The sequence below is a fragment of the Paraburkholderia fungorum genome (assembly GCF_046027605.1).
GTDB lineage: Bacteria > Pseudomonadota > Gammaproteobacteria > Burkholderiales > Burkholderiaceae > Paraburkholderia > Paraburkholderia fungorum_F.
Map to the genome: position 1 here is coordinate 46,957 of NZ_JAQQEF010000027.1, position 17,683 is coordinate 64,639.

The following is a 17,683-nucleotide window of genomic DNA, read 5'->3' on the forward strand; positions in this document are numbered from 1 at the left end:
GCGATGCGCCTGGATTTGAATGCGTTTGGGATTCTGTCGCCCAAAGCCAGCCGCGTGATGCTGCGTGCGGCGTTGACGCTCGGTTGCGCGAGTCTGACGTTGACGGCGCCATTGAGCGCGTATGCGACGGCTGTGCCGGCGAACGCGACCAGCGCGCCTGCGGCGGGGGCGCCTGCCCCTGCAACCGCAGCGGCTACCGCAACTGCGCCGGCGGCTAAGGCGCCCAATACGTCGAGCGCTGAAACCGCGACCTCGGCGCCTACGGCGGGCGCGACCAGCGCCGCGACCGCTGGCAGCGCACCCGCAGCCGCCACGCCACCTTCTTCGACGCAAGCGCCACCGCCACCAGTCACGGCGAAGACGCCCGCCGCAACGGCCGCGCCGGCCGCGGCTCCAGCCGCGGGCGCAAAAGCGCCTGGCGCCACCTCTACGCCGGTTGCAACCACCAACGCCCCCACGCCACCGACTTACAGTAGTCCGAACACACAGTTGCGCTACGGCGGCTACCTCGTGTTTCGCAATCTGATCCCGTCGCCGATGCTCGAGGCGCAAGCCGCTGAAGAATTCAGCCAGATCACGTACGGCGCGGAACACGCGAACCGCCTGTACGGCGATACCGACGCCCATGTCACACGTGTTCGTTCGATCGTCGACAAGCTGATTCCCTACTCGCTGAAGTGGAACGAGCGGGCCAAAAACTGGAAGTGGGATGTGGCCGTGGTGCGCTCGCCCGATATCCGCATGTACTGCCTGCCAGGCGGCAAGATCGTCGTGTATAGCGGCCTGCTCGACCGCGTGCGTCTGAACGACAGCGAACTCGGCATGCTGATCGGTCACGAGATCGCGCACGCACTGCGCGAACATGCGCGCGAGCGGCTCGGCGAATTGCAGGCCAGCCAGCTCGACTCGTCCGGCACGATCCCGCAGCTATTTGGGCTCGCCGATCTGGGCGCGGCGCCGCTGGGCATCGGTTCGCGGTTGCTGGAGATGAAGTACGAAAGTACCGACGAAACCGAGGCCGACGTCATCGGCAGCGATATCGCCTCGCGCGCCGGCTTCGATCCGCGCGCGGCGGTCACGCTATGGGACAAGCTGGCTGCGGCAACGCGCAGCGATCGCGACCAGGGCTATATCTACGTGCATCCCTACACGCCGGCGCGGCGCCAGGACATCATCAAGCGTTTGCCGGATATGCTGCCGCTCTATGCGAAGGCCATCGGCAAGAGCGTCGATGCGCTGCCGGACTATGCCGGCCTCGGCCGCCCACGCCGCAAACCGATCACAGATTGAGTGGTTCGAGCTGCGGCTTTGCGGCCTATTTGCGGCACACGCGGTTCCGTTGCCGCGCGCGCTGCCGCCGTGCTTACTTCTTGACTTTGTGATCGTAATCGACCGTCAGCGGCGCATGGTCGCTGAACTTGATATCGCGAAACACGTCCGTGCGTTTCGCCTTGCTGGCGATGCCCGGCGTCGCGATCTGATAATCGATTCGCCACCCCACGTTCTTCGCATACGCCTGACCGCGATTACTCCACCACGTGTACTGTTCCGGCCGCTGATCGAGCGTGCGAAACACGTCGACGTAACCGACTTCGTCGAACAGCCTGGTGAGCCACTCACGCTCTTCCGGCAGACAGCCTGAATTCTTCTGGTTGCTCTTCCAGTTCTTGATGTCGATCTCTTTGTGGACGATGTTCACGTCGCCGCACACGATCACTTCGCGCTCCTGGGCCAGCTCCGCGAGATGCGGCATGAACTCGTCCATGAAGCGGAACTTGGCCTGCTGGCGGTCTTCACCGCTTGATCCCGACGGCACGTACACCGAGATCACGGACAGCTTGCCGAAGCGCAATTCAACGTAACGCCCTTCCGGATCGAATTCCTCACTGCCGAAACCGATTACCACTTCATCCGGCTCGTGACGCGTGTACACGCCCGCGCCGCTGTAGCCCTTCTTCACCGCGTGCTGAAAATAGCCGGTGAAATCGTGCGGCGCCAGGAACTCGGGCGTCATGTCGTCTTGCGAGCATTTGATTTCCTGCACGCACAGCACGTCGGCTTTCTGTTCGCCGAACCAATCGAAAAAGCCCTTCTTCGCCGCTGAGCGGATGCCGTTCAGGTTGGCGGTAATCACACGCAACATGTCGTTCCTTTTATGTTCAATTCGTTTGTGGAGCAAAGGGCAGTTGCTATTGGGTCATTCGACCTTGATGCCCTTCAGCGATTCTTTAGGCGCCGGATATTCGAGCTTCAGCGCTTCGAACGTGCGCAGCAACAACTCGGCGACCATCACATTGCGATGGGTCTTCGAATCGGCTGGAATCACGTACCACGGCGCGTAATCCGTCGACGTCGCGGCCAGCGCGTCACGGTACGCCGCCTGATATTTGTCCCACTGCTTGCGGGCGTCGAGATCGGCGACGTCGAATTTCCAATGCTTGCTCGGATCGTCGATGCGCGCCTGCAGACGCGCGCGCTGCTCGTCTTTCGAAATGTGCAGCATGCACTTGATGATGGTCGTGCCGCTATAGGCCAACAGCTCTTCGAACTGGCGGATGTGGCAACAGCGCTGCTCGAATGCTTTTGCGTCCAGATCGCCGAGCACGGTTGGTACCAGCAGATCCTCGTAATGACTTCGGTTGAAGATGGTCAACTCGCCCGCGGCGGGCGCCTGTGCATGCACGCGCCAGAGGAAATCGTGGGCCAGTTCGACGGGCGTGGGCGCCTTGAACGGCACGATGCGCAAACCGAGCGGATCGACTTCATGAAACACCGCGCGGATCGTGCCGTCCTTGCCGCTCGTGTCCATGCCCTGCAGCACGAGCAACACCCGACGCTTTTGCTGCGCGTGCAGGCACTCCTGCTGTGTGTCGAGCACCGCGCCGATCTCCGACAGGCGCGCCCGATCGGAATCTTTCGAACCGGTCGAAAAAGGCTTTGCGGCCGGGTCGAAAGCATCGAGCGAAAATTTGCTGGCCTTCTTGCCTTCGTCGAAATACGGTACGCGGAAATCGTCGAGTTCGGGTTGCCTGGCCATTCGCTCACTCCGTGATCTGCGTTAAAACATCGCCCGCAAAATGAAACGGGCCGTTGCCCCACTTGCGTTTCCGGCAACAGCCCGTGATGGCTAAAGCTCGCGCTTCAGCCGTGCTTTTTCAACTTTGCTTCAACTGCGGTTTAACTTAGCTTCAACCCAGCGTCAACTCAGGCCAGCTTCTTCTTCAGCAGTTCGTTCACCTGCGCCGGATTGGCCTTGCCCTTGGTCGCTTTCATCGCTTGGCCGATCAATGCGTTGAACGCCTTTTCCTTGCCGGCGCGGAATTCCTCCACCGATTTCTGGTTCGCGGCGAGCACTTCGTCGATGATCGCTTCCAGCGCGCCGGTGTCCGAAATCTGCTTCAGGCCCTTCGCTTCGATGATGCGATCGGCAGCGGCTTCGTCGGTGGCCTTCTCTTCCCAGATCGCGAGGAAAATTTCCTTGGCGATCTTGTTCGAGATCGTGCCGTCTGCGATACGTTGCAGCAGCAGCGCGAGTTGCGCCGAGGACACCGGGCTATTCGCAATGTCTAGGTCCTCGCGATTCAGTTGCGACGACACCTCGCCCATCAGCCAGTTGGCCGCGACCTTCGCATTCGACGGGCCGACCTTGAGAACGACCGCTTCGTAGTACGCAGCCATGGCCTTGCTCGACGTCAGCACGTTCGCGTCGTACGGCGTGAGGCCGTATTGCGTGACGAAGCGCTGTTGAATCGCTTCCGGCAGTTCCGGCATTTCGCTCTTCACGCGCTCGACCCACGCCGCGTCGATCACGAGCGGCATCAGATCGGGATCGGGGAAATAGCGGTAATCGTGCGCGTCTTCCTTGCTGCGCATCGAGCGCGTTTCGCGCTTGTCCGGATCGTATAGACGCGTTTCCTGCACCACTGTGCCGCCGTCTTCGATCAATTCGATCTGACGACGCACTTCGTACTGGATCGCTTCTTCAAGAAAACGAAACGAGTTCAGGTTCTTGATCTCAGCACGCGTGCCGAATTCCGCCTGACCAACCGGGCGCACCGACACGTTCGCGTCGCAACGGAACGAGCCTTCCTGCATGTTGCCGTCGCAGATGCCGAGCCAGGTGACCAGCGTGTGCAGCGTCTTCGCATACGCAACGGCTTCAGCGGCGCTGCGCATTTCCGGCTCCGTGACGATTTCGAGCAGCGGTGTACCGGCACGATTCAAATCGATGCCCGTCATGCCGGCGAAGTCTTCGTGCAACGACTTGCCCGCGTCTTCCTCGAGGTGCGCACGCGTCAGGTTGACGACCTTCTCGTACGCTGCCTTGCCCGCCTTTTCATTGGCCGGCACTTGAATCGTGACCTGGCCGCCCTGCACGACGGGGATTTCGTACTGGCTGATCTGATAACCCTTCGGCAGATCGGGATAGAAATAATTCTTACGCGCGAAGATGCTGCGCGGCGCGATCGTTGCGCCGATCGCGAGTCCGAACTCGATGGCGCGCTGAACAGCACCGCGGTTCATCACCGGCAGCGTACCCGGCAACGCCAGATCGACAGGGCAGGCCTGCGTATTGGGCGCAGCGCCGAATTGCGTGGCGGCGCCCGAGAAAATTTTCGATTGAGTCGACAGTTGCGTGTGGGTCTCCAGACCGATCACGACTTCCCATTGCTTGGCCATGGTGTTCACACTCCTGCCGGTGCTTTGCGATGCCAGTCGGTCGCGCGCTGGAACGCATCGGCCACTTGCAGCATCCGGGCTTCATTGAAATAGTTGCCGATGATCTGCAGACCCACCGGACGCTGCGCATTCGCGCCCGCGCCGAAACCGCACGGCACGCTCATGCCCGGCAGACCGGCGAGGCTCACCGACAGCGTGTAGATGTCGGCCAGATACATCTGCACCGGATCGTCGCCCTTCGCGCCGAGGTCCCACGCCACCGACGGCGCGACCGGGCCCATGATCACGTCGCACTGCTTGAACGCTTCCTGGAAGTCTTGCGCGATGATGCGGCGGATCTTCTGCGCCTGCAGGTAGTACGCGTCATAGTAGCCATGCGACAGCACATAGGCGCCCACCAGAATGCGGCGCTTCACTTCCGGACCGAAGCCTTCCGCACGCGACTTCTTGTACATGTCGAGCAGATCGCGGTATTCCGCGGCGCGATGGCCGAAGCGCACACCGTCGAAACGCGACAGGTTCGACGAAGCTTCCGCCGGCGCGATCACGTAGTACACCGGGATCGACAGCTCGGTTTTCGGCAGCGACACTTCCACCAGCGTCGCGCCGAGTGCCTCGTATTGCTTCAAGGCGGCGTCGATCGAAGCGCGCACGTCGTCGGCGAGGCCCGCGCCGAAGTATTCCTTCGGCAGGCCGATGCGCAAGCCCGCGAGCGGTTTGTCCGCGCCCTCTTCTTTCCACGTCTTGCCGATGTAGCGGGTGAAGTCTTCGTTCTCGCGCGTGAGGCTGGTCGAATCGCGCTCGTCGAAACCGGCCATGGCGTTGAGCAGCGTTGCGCAATCCGCGGCGCTTTGCGCCATCGGGCCGCCCTGATCCAGCGACGAAGCAAACGCGATCATCCCGTAACGCGAGACACGGCCGTACGTCGGCTTGATGCCGGTGATGCCGGAGAACGATGCCGGCTGACGGATCGAGCCACCGGTATCCGTGCCGGTTGCAGCGGGCGCAAGACGAGCGGCCACGGCCGCTGCCGAGCCACCCGACGAACCGCCCGGCACAGCCTTACGATCCCACGGATTCTGCACGGGGCCAAAGTACGAATTCTCGTTGGACGAACCCATTGCGAACTCGTCCATATTGGTCTTGCCCACGCACACCATGCCGGCGTTCTGCAGACGCGCGACCACCGTCGCGTCGAACGGACTTTCGTAGTTCGACAGCATCTTCGAGCCGGCCGTGGAGCGCCACCCCTTGGTGACGAACACGTCCTTGTGCGCGATCGGCAGGCCGACCAGCGGGCCGGCGTGGCCGGTATGAAGCAGCGCATCCGCAGCTTTGGCCTGCGCGAGCGTCAGCTCGGCATCGACCTGAATGAAGGCGTTCAGGCTGTTGGCCGCGTCGATCCGCTTCAGATACAGCTGCGCCAGTTCGACTGCGGAGCATTCCTTGGCCGCCAGTGCGGCACGCAGTTCGGTCAAGCTTTTTTCATGCATTGCGTTTTATCCTGGGCTTTATTCGCGGTTCTTACTCGATCACCTTCGGCACGAGGTACAGGCCGTCTTGCACGGCCGGCGCCGGGCGCTGGAAGGCTTCGCGTTCGACCGTTTCGGTCACCGCGTCGTCGCGCAGACGCAGCGCGACGTCTTCGATCTGCTCGATCGGATGGGCAAGCGGGGCGATGCCGGTGGTATCGACCGCCTGCATCTGCTCGACGAGGCCGAAGAAATCATTGAGCTGGACAAGCGTGTATTCAGCCTCGGCATCAGCCAGTTCGAGCCGCGCGAGATGCGCGATGCGTTTAACATCGGTCAGGGTCAGAGCCATGCAGTCACCGGAAAATGTGGTGGACCGCCGCAGCGCGAGAAAAACGATGCTGCGACAGCGGGTTACGACACTGGAGGAATGCCTCGAAAAAGGGGCCAGCGGAGGCAAAAAGTGCCGTCCGTTTCCTTCAAAACAACCAAAATTATAAGGTATCATTACGCGTTCGACCCAAACCCGGACCGACTTACCAAGGCCTTTCTGAACTATTCCCAAAGATCGTTCGGATTTTTCTGACCTGGCCTTGCACCGGCCTCCGGTAGACTCCCTCGCAGCTTCAAGTTCCTGTGGCGCCGCTTCCGCCCGGTTGAAGCTGTTATTTTTTCCGCTGCCGCCTTGCGTAATCGTTGCGAGGGCCGGCCCCAAGCGAGACAGGATTTTGAATGTTCGGTTTTCTGCGCAGCTACTTCTCCAACGATCTGGCGATTGACCTCGGCACAGCCAACACGCTCATCTATATGCGTGGCAAAGGTATCGTTCTTGACGAACCGTCGGTGGTCTCGATCCGCCAGGAAGGCGGTCCCAACGGTAAGAAAACCATTCAGGCAGTCGGCAAGGAAGCCAAGCAGATGCTTGGCAAGGTGCCGGGCAACATCGAGGCGATCCGCCCGATGAAAGACGGCGTGATCGCCGACTTCACCGTCACCGAACAGATGATCAAGCAGTTCATCAAAACTGCTCACGAATCGCGTATGTTCTCGCCGTCGCCGCGCATCATCATCTGCGTGCCGTGTGGTTCGACCCAGGTCGAGCGTCGTGCGATCAAGGAAGCGGCTCACGGCGCGGGCGCGTCGCAGGTTTACCTCATCGAAGAACCCATGGCTGCGGCAATCGGCGCAGGTCTGCCGGTGTCGGAAGCAACCGGCTCGATGGTCGTCGACATCGGCGGCGGCACGACCGAAGTCGGCGTGATCTCGCTTGGCGGCATCGTGTACAAGGGTTCGGTGCGCGTAGGCGGCGACAAGTTCGACGAAGCCATCGTCAACTACATCCGCCGCAACTACGGCATGCTGATCGGCGAACAAACCGCCGAAGCCATCAAGAAAGAAATCGGTTCAGCCTTCCCGGGTTCCGAGGTCAAGGAAATGGAAGTGAAGGGCCGCAATCTGTCGGAAGGCATTCCGCGCAGCTTCACGATCTCCAGCAACGAAATTCTCGAAGCCCTCACCGATCCGCTGAACCAGATCGTGTCGTCGGTGAAGATCGCGCTTGAACAAACGCCGCCGGAACTGGGCGCCGACATCGCCGAGCGCGGCATGATGCTCACGGGCGGTGGCGCACTGCTGCGCGATCTGGACCGCCTGCTCGCCGAAGAAACCGGCCTGCCGGTGCTCGTCGCCGAAGACCCGCTGACCTGCGTTGTGCGCGGCTCGGGCATGGCGCTCGAACGCATGGACAAGCTGGGCAGCATCTTCTCGTACGAGTAAGCGAGCCCGTCTCCATGTCAGTAGCGCGGATCAGGCAAACGGCCCCTTGCGGGCCGGTTTGCCGTTGGCTGGACCGACCAGCCGCCGCGCGCTGAACGCGCGTCCTTCGCGCGCCGCCGTCTCACCCAACCGCTCACGCCCCCGGCGCCGACCATGGAATACAGTCCGCCGCCCCTGTTCAAGCAAGGCCCGTCCGCCCTCGCACGACTGTTGTTTTTCGTCGTGCTGGCGCTCGCCCTGCTGATCTCCGATGCACGCTTCAATACGCTCGAAATCGTTCGCGGCGTGCTCGGCGCGGGTCTTTATCCGTTGCAACGCGCAGCCCTCGTGCCGCGCGACATCTTCATGGGCGCCGCCGACCTGGCCGTGACCAGCGCCACCTTGCGCAGCGAAAACGACAAGCTGCGCGCCAAGGATCTTCAGCTCTCGCAGCAGGCCAATACGGCCACCGAACTGGCTGCGGAAAACACCCATTTGCGCGCGCTGCTGCAACTCTCGCAGCGCTCGACCACGGAATCGCTGCCGGCTGAAATCCAGTACGACACGCGCGATCCGTTCACCCAGAAGGTCGTGATCGGCCGCGGCGCCCAGCAAGGCGTACAGAACGGTTCACCGGTGGTCAATGAAGACGGCGTGATCGGCCAGGTCACGCGCGTGTTCCCGCTGCAAGCCGAAGTGACGCTGCTCACCGACAAGGACCAGGCGGTGCCCGTGCAGATCGTGCGTACTGGCCTGCGCAGCGTGATTTACGGCACGCCGAAGGGCGATACGCTCGATCTGCGCTTCGTGCCGATTAGCGCCGACGTGCAAACCGGCGACGAACTCGTCACCAGCGGGCTCGACGGCGTTTATCCGCCGGGGCTGCCGGTCGCCAGGGTCGTGCGGGTCGACAAACAAGCCGATACGGCATTCGCGCGCGTGATCTGCCTGCCGGTTGCTCCGGTGCGTGGCGCACGTCAGTTGCTGGTGCTGCACTATCTGAACAACGTGCCGCCGCGTCCAGCGGAAGAGCCCGATGCGGCCACGACCGCCAAGGACGCGAAAGCGAAGAAGGGCGGTAAGCCCGCGGACAGCAAGGCTGCGGCGGACAAGTCCCCCGCCAGGGCCGCTGAAAAACCCGCCGCTGCTGACAAGCCCGCCGCCGCAGCCAAACCCGCTGAAAAACCGTCGGCCAAAGCCCCTGCCACGGAGAAGAAAGCCGCCGCCGAAAAGAAACCGGCCGCTGACAAGACCGCGAAGCCGCAAGCCACGCCGGGGGCCCAGCCATGAACCGTCCGCAATACATCCTGCAGCCGGTCAATCCTTACTTCATCGCGTTCAGCCTCGCCGCGGCGTTTCTGCTGAACCTGATGCCGTGGGGGCGCCTCGCCGGCGTGCCGGACTTCGTGGCGCTCGTGCTGCTGTTCTGGAACGTCCACCAGCCGCGCAAAGTGGGCATGGGCATCGCCTTCTTTCTCGGCTTGCTGATGGACGTGCACAACGCCAGCCTGCTCGGCGAGCATGCGCTGGCGTATACGTTGTTGTCGTACGGTGCGATTACGATCCATCGCCGGGTGCTGTGGATGTCGCTCGGCGTGCAGACCTTCGCGGTGATGCCGCTGCTGGTCGTCGCGCAACTGGTGCCGTTCGTGATCCGTCTGCTGACGGGCGCGGCGTTTCCGGGCTGGGGTTATCTGATCGACGGCTTCGTCGAAGCCGCGCTGTGGCCGATCGCCAGCGTGCTGCTGTTGATGCCGCAGCGTCGCCCGGCCGATCCGGACGATACGCGGCCGATTTAACCACGCATTCGAGCCCGCCGGCCGTTCCGCTGAAACCGGGGCGCCCGGCCCGCTCGATGCGCATCGCTGTTCATGCCTCCCGGTTCCGGCCGGTTTGGGTGCACACTCATGATGGCCATCACACGGCCTTTTGCAGAATCGCATGACCGAATTCAAGGACACTCAGCAACAGCTCTCGAAGTTCCGCCTGCGCGTCGCGGCGGCGGGCCTGTTCGTGTTCATCTGCTTCGGGCTGATCGGCTTCCGTTTCCTGGTCCTGCAGGTCTGGCATTACAGCAAGTACTCGCTGCAAGCCGACGAAAACCGCATTTCGGTTGCGCCGATCGTGCCGAACCGCGGCATCATCACCGACCGCAACGGCGTGGTGCTGGCCAAGAACTACTCGGCGTATACGCTCGAAATCACGCCGTCGAAGCTGAACGACACGCTCGAAAACGTGATCGACAATCTGGCCACCGTCGTCTCGATCGACGCGCGCGACCGCCGCCGCTTCAAGAAGCTGCAGGAAGACTCGAAGAACTTCGAAAGCCTGCCTATCCGCACCCGCCTCACCGATGACGAAGTCGCGCGCTTCACCGCGCAACGCTTCCGCTTTCCGGGTGTGGAAGTGCGCGCACGCCTGTTCCGCCAATATCCGCTTGGGCCCACTGCGGCGCACGTGATCGGCTATATCGGGCGGATTTCGCAGCGCGATCAGGACCGTATCGACGACGCCAGCGATCAGAACGACAGCGATCCGGACCATTACGATCCGCGCCTCGACGCGAACAACTACAAGGGCACCGATTACATCGGCAAGATCGGCGTCGAGCAGAGCTACGAGACGGAGCTGCACGGCCAGACCGGTTTTGAGGAAGTCGAAGTAACCGCCGGCGGCCGCCCGGTGCGCACGCTGTCGCGCACCCAGGCAACGCCGGGCAATAACCTCGAACTGTCGATCGATATCGGCCTGCAGCAGGTCGCCGAGCAGGCCTTTGCCGGCCGTCGCGGGGCGCTGGTCGCGATCGAACCGGCAACCGGCGACGTGCTCGCGTTCGTGTCGGCGCCGAGCTTCGATCCGAATTCGTTTGTCGACGGCATCGATCAGCAGACCTGGGACGATCTCAACAACTCGCCCGACCATCCGCTCCTGAACCGCCCGCTGCACGGCACCTATCCGCCGGGTTCGACCTACAAGCCGTTCATGGCGCTAGCCGCGCTGACGCTGCATAAGCGCACGCCGGGCTGGGGCTTCCAGGATCCGGGTTCGTACACGTTCGGCGGCCATACGTTCCGCAACGACGTGCGCTCGGGCCAGGGCTGGGTCGACATGAACCGCGCGATCGTGGTGTCGAACGACACGTATTTCTACATGCTCGCGCACGATCTCGGCGTCAACGCGATCGCCGGCTTCATGAAGCCGTGGGGCTTCGGCCAGATCACCGGCATCGACATTTCGGGTGAGGCGCGCGGCATCCTGCCGTCGACGGACTGGAAGCGCAAGGCGTACCGCAAGCCCGAGCAGCAGCGCTGGTATGAAGGCGAAACGATCAGTCTGGGTATCGGCCAGGGCTATAACTCGTACACCATTCTGCAACTCGCCCACGCCACGGCCACGCTCGCGAACAACGGTGTCGTGATGAAGCCGCACCTCGTGCGCGACATCGAAAATCCGATCACTAAAGAGACGCGCCCGGTCGTGCGCGATCCGAGCGACAAAATCGCCGTGAAGCAATCGGACATCGACATCATCAAGCGCGCGATGGAAGGCGTCGTGACCAATGGCACAGCGGCGAAGGTGTTCATCGGCGCACCGTATCAGGCAGCCGCCAAGACCGGCACGGCACAGGTGTATTCGTTGCAAGGCGCCAACTACAAAGGCCATGCGATCGCCGAACATCTGCGCGACCACGCGCTGTTCATCGCGTTCGCGCCTGCCGAACAGCCAAAGATCGCGATTGCACTGATCGTCGAAAACGGCGGCTGGGGGGCTGAAGCGGCGGGCCCGATCGCACGTCGCGTGCTCGATTACTACCTGGTCGGCAAGAACAAGCCTGGCGCCGAAGCGGCAGCGGTCGCGGCCGCCGCCTCGGCAACACAGGACGCATCCGCGCCTGAAGTAGGCGGCGCACCGCCGCCGTTGGACACGGCGCAGCCGGTTAAGATCGCGGCGGGCTTCACCGCACTGCCGATGCCGGGCGCCGCCCCAGCAGCAGCGTCTACAGCTGGGGCGGCGGCGGCTCCGGCCGCTGCATCGACGCCTGCGGCCACGGCAGCGACCCTTGCACCGGCTACAGCTGCGCCCGCGTCCGGTGCGGCGGCATCCGCGTCGACTGCCGCAAAGAATTCGGCGCCGCGTAAATCCGGCGTCCCACACAAACCCCGCCCGAGCAGCGAAGCGGTACCGACCGCCGCCGCCCCGTCGCGGGAAGACAGCATTCAGCCTACGTCGCCACGCCAGCCGGTTTCCGGCGGCATCGACGAGTAAGGAAAAAGGCATGCAATTCGACAAGCGCGCCTGGCTCGACCGCATCAAGCGGATGTTCCTGGGCTTCGATCGTCCCCTCGCCCTGATCGTATTTCTGCTGCTGTGCGTCGGCATCGTCACGCTATACAGCGCGACGCTGGACATGCCCGGCCGGGTGGAAGACCAGATGCGCAACATCATGCTGACGTTCGTGCTGATGTGGGCGCTGGCTAATGTGCCATCCACCACGCTAATGCGCTTCGCGGTTCCGCTCTATACGTTCGGGATTGCGTTACTGATTGCGGTGGCGGTGTTCGGCCTCACGCGTAAGGGCGCAAAACGGTGGATCAACGTCGGCGTGGTGATCCAGCCGTCGGAAATTCTGAAGATCGCGACACCGCTGATGCTCGCCTGGTACTACCAGCGCCGCGAAGGCGTGATGCGCTGGTACGACTTCCTGGTCGGCTTTCTGATCCTGATTGTGCCGGTGGGTTTGATCGCCAAGCAGCCCGACCTCGGCACTGCTGTGCTGGTGTTCGCGGCTGGCTTTTTCGTGATTTACTTCGCGGGGCTCAGTTTCAAGCTGATCGTGCCGGTGCTGATTGCCGGCGTGATCGCGGTCGGCTCGATCGCGGCGTTCCAGGACAAGATCTGTCAGCCGGAAGTGCAGTGGCCGCTGATGCACGACTATCAGAAGCACCGTATCTGTACGCTGCTCGATCCGACGTCGGACCCGCTCGGCAAGGGCTTCCACACCATCCAGGCCGTGATTGCGATCGGCTCGGGCGGCCCGCTCGGCAAGGGCTGGCTCAAGGGTACTCAGGCGCATCTGGAGTTCATCCCCGAGAAGCACACCGACTTCATTTTCGCGGTATTTTCCGAGGAGTTCGGGCTGGCGGGTGGGATCGTGCTGCTCACGCTTTATATGCTGCTGATCGCGCGCGGTTTGTATATCGCGGCCAATGGGGCGACGCTGTTTGGGCGGCTATTGGCCGGATCGCTGACCATGGCGTTCTTCACCTATGCGTTCGTCAACATCGGCATGGTGAGCGGGATCTTGCCGGTGGTGGGCGTGCCGTTGCCGTTCATGAGTTACGGCGGCACCGCGCTGACTACGCTGGGGGTCGCCATCGGCCTCATCATGAACGTCGCGCGTCAGAAGCGCTTGATGCAGAGTTAGCGTGGCGCGCGCCGTCTGGACTGCACTTCAAAAGCTGGACCCCTGTCCATGCTTTCGGAGTGCGGTTCACGTCGGAGCGCCCCTTGTTCATTTACTGCGGTTTCACTTCCTTCTGGTCCCGCAATTGCGCGCTCAGTTCCTGATACTTGAGTTTCGCCGCCGGATCGCCCTGCACCGCCGCCGCGGCGTAATACGCGCGCGCCACGTTCAGGTTCTTGTCGACACCGTCGCCACCGCGCTCGTAGAACGAGCCGGTCACATACTGCGCGGTCATGTCGCCGCCTTGCGCGGCCTTCTTGTACCAGACGAACGCCTGCTTGTTGTCACGCGCTGTGCCACGGCCGTCGAGGAACTGGTTGGCAAGCGCGAGTTCCGCCTGCACGTGCCCCTGTTGCGCGGCCTTCAGGAACCACCGATGCGCCTCCACCGGATCGCGCCCAACGAACTCACCGTCGTCATACATCTTGCCGTAGACATACTGCGCGTGCGACATGTTGGCATCGGCGGCTTTGCGCAGCCACTTCTTGCCTTCGTCGACGTTGGCTGAGGTGCCTTCGCCGTTGAGCAGCATCATCGCGTAGTTGAACTCGGCAAGCCGGCTACCGTGCTCGGCCGCTTTACGGAATTCGGCCAGCGCCGCGCCTAGATTGCCGGCGTTGTAATCGGCGACCGCGGTTTGCGTCTCCGGATCGTTCGACTTCGCGACGCGGTTGTCCTGCGCGTACGCCGTCAAAGTCGCCATCAACGCCGCTGTGACCGCCAGACGCTTCACGACGCACTGCACCATCCCCTTCATGTCCTCACCTCCTGCAACGCCTGGCGGGTCGCGCGCAACATCCACATGACGTCGGCGGCCAGGGCGATAAAACGAAAGCCGGCATCGCGATGCTGCTTTGCGCTCGCGACATCCATGGCAAAAATTCCTGCGGCGATACCGGCCTTGTCGGCGGCGCTGACAATGCGTGCCATCGCGGCCTGCACGTCGGCATGCTTCGAATCGCCGAGATGACCGAGGCTCGCGGCGAGATCGGCCGGTCCGACGAACAGGCAATCGACGCCCGGCGTCGCCGCGATCTTCTCGACTTCCTGCAAGCCGCGCGCCGACTCGATCTGCACGATGGTCGAAATCTGCGCGTTGGCCGTCTGCACGTAGTCGCGCCGCATGCCGTACGCAGCTGCCCGCACCGCCCCCGCGACGCCGCGCTGACCGTCGAGCGCCTCGGCTGTCGGGTATTGGGTCAGACGCACGGCGTCTGCCGCCTCTTCCGCGGTTTCGATGTTCGGGAACATCAGCGTGCGAGCGCCCGCGTCCAGCACGCGCTTGACGAGCCATGCCTCGCTGGCGGGCACGCGCACGACCGGCTCGCTCGGCAGATGCGCGGCGGCGATCGCGCGCAATTGCCCGGTAACGTCGCCGCTATCGTTCGGCGCGTGCTCCATGTCGATCAACAGCCAGTCGAAGCCGGCATGCGCGAGCGCCTCGGCCGCGGAATCGCTGCCGAGCGAAAGCCACAGACCGAACAGCGGATCGGCTTCTTTCAGACGTTGCTTGAGGGGATTCGTGAAGGTGCTCATGGCCGCGCTCCCTGGCGATAGGAGACATCGCCTGAAACACGCTTGAGATTGAGGATGCTGGCGTGGCTGAACAGGCCAATGCCACGGCCGTGATGGCCTGTATGCCTGCTGCGACGCACTGCGGTGACCGGCATGTCTCGCTCCGTGTGGTTATCGGAGCGATCATACCGTGTCAATAACGCGGGGGTTGGGCCGCGCAAGGACGTCGCGTGGAATGTGCAGCGGCTAAGCCGCGTTGGACCTCGCACAAATGGTCCACCGGCGGAGGTGTTGCACCGTTTGCGCGATGGGCCGCCGCTAGTCGCGAACGACGTCGGCCCAGCAGTTCGGCGTCTCGAACAGACGCACCTTATGCAATCGCAGATTCACGCCGTAATGCGCGTCGTAGACGTTCGCAAGGATGTCGAACGCGACGGCGGCGAGATTTTCAACGGTGGGGATGCGATCGAGCACGACCGTCTTGTGGCCCGCCATGGTTTCGAGAAAACCGCGCACCTGCGTGTCGCCTTCATAGACGAGAAACGCGTGGTCCCACTTATCGACCAGATGGTCGACCGCGAGCGACTTTACGTCGGCGAAGTCCATCACCATGCCACGATCGGGCGCACCTTCGGTGTCGACCAGATCGCCTTGCAGCGTGATTTCGAGCACATAGCGATGGCCGTGCAGATTACGGCACTGGCTGCGGTGATCGGGGATGCGGTGGCCCGCATCGAATTCGAGTTTTCGTGTAATCGTCAGCACGGCAAATCAGGGTATGTTCAGATACTTGTGGGTCTGCATCGACAGGCGCCATTGCGGATGGCGTTTGCACCAGTCGATCGCGAGCTTGGTGTTGATGTCGCGCGACGGGCCGTCCATCGGCTGGACGAGGAAATACTCGAAGTCGAGCTTCGCATACTCGGACAAGCGCTGGTTGTCCTGCGGGATCACGACCTTCAATTCGTTGCCCCTGGTGACGACGAGCGGCGCGTCGGCCTTCGGACTCACACAGATCCAGTCGATCGTTTCGAGCACCGGAAGCGAGCCGTTGGTCTCGATGGCGATTTCAAAGCCGGCGGCATGCAGTGCATCGACCAAAGGCGGGTCGATCTGCAGCATCGGTTCGCCGCCCGTGCACACCACGAAGCGCTCGCCCTCGCCTTCCGGCCATTGCGACGCGATCATCCGCACCAGCTCTTCAGCCGTGCGGTACTTGCCACCGTTCTCGCCGTCAGTGCCGACGAAGTCCGTATCGCAGAAACGGCACACAGCCTCCGCACGATCTTCTTCGCGGCCCGACCACAGATTGCAGCCGGCGAACCGGCAGAACACAGCCGGACGCCCGGCATTCGCGCCCTCGCCCTGCAATGTGTAGAAGATTTCCTTGACCGCGTAAGTCATGCTGCTTTCTGCCTTGTGTTCCTGAAAATAGTTGCCTGCGCTGCGCCCCGTTCGCACGGAGCGCCAGCGTAAGCCTGTCATCAGACGGTCAAACCGGCTCGGTCACCTTCTCGCCGGCAAGATACGCTTCATAGCCGCGCTTGCGCAAACGGCACGCCGGACATTCGCCGCAACCGAAGCCCCATGCATGCAATTCGGCGCGCTCACCCACGTAGCAGGTGTGCGTTTCGACGCGCACCAGTTCGACCAGTTCGTCGCCGCCCAGCTCGTACGCGAGACGCCACGTGTCGGCCTTGTCGAGCCACATCAGCGGTGTTTCGAGCAGGAAGCGCGTGTCCATGCCGAGGTTCAGCGCGACTTGCAACGCTTTCATGGTGTCGTCGCGGCAATCGGGGTAGCCCGAGAAATCCGTCTCGCACATGCCGCCCACCAGCACGTGCAAACCACGCCGATAGGCGATGGCGGCGGCAATTGTCATGAACATCAGATTGCGGCCCGGCACGAACGTATTCGGCAAACCGTTCGTGGTGGCGTGGATCTCGATCTCGCGCGTCATTGCCGTGTCGCTGATCGAACCGAGCACCGACAGGTCGATCATGTGATCTTCGCCAAGCCGATCGGCCCACGCCGGAAAAGCGCGCACGACCGCGTTACGAAACCCTTCGCGGCATTCGAGTTCGACGCGGTGCCGCTGACCGTAATCGAAGCCCAGCGTCTCGACCGTTTCGTAACGTTCGAGCGCCCAGGCGAGGCACGTGGCGGAATCCTGGCCGCCGGAAAACAGCACCAGAGCGCTACGTTTAGCGTCTTTGCGGATCACCGTGAAACTCCGTGAATGATGAGTGCCACGTCGCGCTGCGCGAGGTGCGCCATGCAAGCAACGCGGCGCGACGCGTGCCGGCATTGCTGCCGGCCCAAAGCAGTATAGGCCGCGCCTTCCGCACGCAGAGTCGCTGGGCGCTTATACCGTTAATCGTCGGGCGAAGGGTTCGGCGCCTGTTGCGGCCTTGCCGTATGGCGGCAGAGTGCGCAAAAGGCCCAGCTTCAGGATACGAAAAAGACGTGTTCGCTGCACTGGCGCGCTGGCCGGACGTCGGTCACGCACTCGCATGCAAGTCCTTGAACTGGCGCGATTTTATCACGCGACGCCTAATGCCGCCGAGGATGCCCCACTACCGCGGCAAGCAAGCCATGCCGCCACGAATGCCCGTCTGAAAAGGAAAAGCCCCAGGAATCTTGCGATTTCCTGGGGCTGAATCCTGGTGGCCTGGGACGGAATCGAACCATCGACACGCGGATTTTCAATCCGCTGCTCTACCAACTGAGCTACCGGGCCAACGAAGAACGAAATAATAGCAAAGGGGCAGCAGTCCGACAAGCCCCCTCTCGAAAA

At 62.7% G+C, this 17,683-nt stretch carries 16 protein-coding genes and 1 tRNA gene; 6 read left to right on the top strand and 11 right to left on the bottom strand.

Annotated elements, in window-relative coordinates:
• Positions 1-3 precede the first annotated feature (3 nt).
• The gene (locus PQR53_RS31495) at positions 4-1,290 is read left to right on the top strand and encodes a M48 family metallopeptidase (protein ID WP_408463166.1); all 1,287 of its coding nucleotides are present in this window, start codon (positions 4-6) and stop codon (positions 1,288-1,290) included.
• Positions 1,291-1,363: 73 nt separating this feature from the next.
• On the opposite strand, the gene PQR53_RS31500 is transcribed toward PQR53_RS31495, so the two are convergent.
• The 5 genes from PQR53_RS31500 to gatC form a co-directional block, all read right to left on the bottom strand.
• A complete protein-coding gene (locus PQR53_RS31500; RefSeq protein ID WP_408463045.1) occupies positions 1,364-2,143 on the bottom strand; it encodes an exodeoxyribonuclease III in 780 nt (259 codons plus the stop codon).
• A 54-nt stretch (positions 2,144-2,197) separates the two neighbouring features.
• Positions 2,198-3,037, bottom strand: coding sequence for a PPK2 family polyphosphate kinase (locus PQR53_RS31505; protein ID WP_408463047.1), 840 nt, complete (start codon positions 3,035-3,037; stop codon positions 2,198-2,200).
• A gap of 167 nt (positions 3,038-3,204) precedes the next feature.
• Entirely contained in the window at positions 3,205-4,680 is a 1,476-nt protein-coding gene (gatB, locus tag PQR53_RS31510; RefSeq protein WP_408463050.1) for an Asp-tRNA(Asn)/Glu-tRNA(Gln) amidotransferase subunit GatB, read from the bottom strand.
• 5 nt (positions 4,681-4,685) lie between these two features.
• Positions 4,686-6,173 carry an Asp-tRNA(Asn)/Glu-tRNA(Gln) amidotransferase subunit GatA gene (gene gatA / locus PQR53_RS31515; RefSeq protein WP_408463053.1) on the bottom strand — a complete coding sequence of 496 codons (1,488 nt, stop codon included), beginning with the start codon at positions 6,171-6,173 and terminating at the stop codon, positions 4,686-4,688.
• Between the two features lie 31 nt (positions 6,174-6,204).
• The gene (gene gatC / locus PQR53_RS31520) at positions 6,205-6,504 is read right to left on the bottom strand and encodes an Asp-tRNA(Asn)/Glu-tRNA(Gln) amidotransferase subunit GatC (protein WP_408463056.1); all 300 of its coding nucleotides are present in this window, start codon (positions 6,502-6,504) and stop codon (positions 6,205-6,207) included.
• Positions 6,505-6,884: 380 nt separating this feature from the next.
• Here gatC and PQR53_RS31525 point away from each other — a divergent pair, with 380 nt between their 5' ends.
• From PQR53_RS31525 to rodA, 5 genes are all read left to right on the top strand, one after another.
• Complete coding sequence (locus PQR53_RS31525) at positions 6,885-7,928, top strand: rod shape-determining protein (protein ID WP_004189550.1); 1,044 nt, start codon at positions 6,885-6,887, stop codon at positions 7,926-7,928.
• A gap of 153 nt (positions 7,929-8,081) precedes the next feature.
• A complete protein-coding gene (mreC, locus tag PQR53_RS31530) occupies positions 8,082-9,197 on the top strand; it encodes a rod shape-determining protein MreC (RefSeq protein ID WP_408463059.1) in 1,116 nt (371 codons plus the stop codon).
• Positions 9,194-9,706, top strand: coding sequence for a rod shape-determining protein MreD (mreD, locus tag PQR53_RS31535; protein WP_179735467.1), 513 nt, complete (start codon positions 9,194-9,196; stop codon positions 9,704-9,706). Before mreC ends, mreD begins: the two co-directional genes overlap by 4 nt.
• 142 nt (positions 9,707-9,848) lie before the next feature.
• Positions 9,849-12,173, top strand: coding sequence for a penicillin-binding protein 2 (gene mrdA / locus PQR53_RS31540; protein ID WP_408463063.1), 2,325 nt, complete (start codon positions 9,849-9,851; stop codon positions 12,171-12,173).
• A gap of 10 nt (positions 12,174-12,183) precedes the next feature.
• Positions 12,184-13,332, top strand: a complete 1,149-nt coding sequence (rodA, locus tag PQR53_RS31545; RefSeq protein ID WP_179735462.1) for a rod shape-determining protein RodA — start codon at positions 12,184-12,186, stop codon at positions 13,330-13,332.
• 91 nt (positions 13,333-13,423) lie between these two features.
• On the opposite strand, the gene PQR53_RS31550 is transcribed toward rodA, so the two are convergent.
• From PQR53_RS31550 to PQR53_RS31575, 6 genes are all read right to left on the bottom strand, one after another.
• Positions 13,424-14,128, bottom strand: a complete 705-nt coding sequence (locus PQR53_RS31550) for a tetratricopeptide repeat protein (protein ID WP_408463066.1) — start codon at positions 14,126-14,128, stop codon at positions 13,424-13,426.
• Entirely contained in the window at positions 14,125-14,907 is a 783-nt protein-coding gene (locus PQR53_RS31555; protein WP_408463069.1) for an HpcH/HpaI aldolase family protein, read from the bottom strand. Before PQR53_RS31555 ends, PQR53_RS31550 begins: the two co-directional genes overlap by 4 nt.
• Before the next feature lie 297 nt (positions 14,908-15,204).
• On the bottom strand, positions 15,205-15,648 hold the full coding sequence (gene queD / locus PQR53_RS31560; protein WP_408463168.1) for a 6-carboxytetrahydropterin synthase QueD: 444 nt from the start codon (positions 15,646-15,648) through the stop codon (positions 15,205-15,207).
• A gap of 9 nt (positions 15,649-15,657) precedes the next feature.
• Entirely contained in the window at positions 15,658-16,290 is a 633-nt protein-coding gene (queE, locus tag PQR53_RS31565; RefSeq protein WP_408463072.1) for a 7-carboxy-7-deazaguanine synthase, read from the bottom strand.
• An 88-nt stretch (positions 16,291-16,378) separates the two neighbouring features.
• A complete protein-coding gene (gene queC, locus PQR53_RS31570; RefSeq protein WP_408463075.1) occupies positions 16,379-17,110 on the bottom strand; it encodes a 7-cyano-7-deazaguanine synthase QueC in 732 nt (243 codons plus the stop codon).
• Between the two features lie 440 nt (positions 17,111-17,550).
• Positions 17,551-17,626, bottom strand: a tRNA-Phe gene (locus PQR53_RS31575).
• Positions 17,627-17,683: the final 57 nt, after the last annotated feature.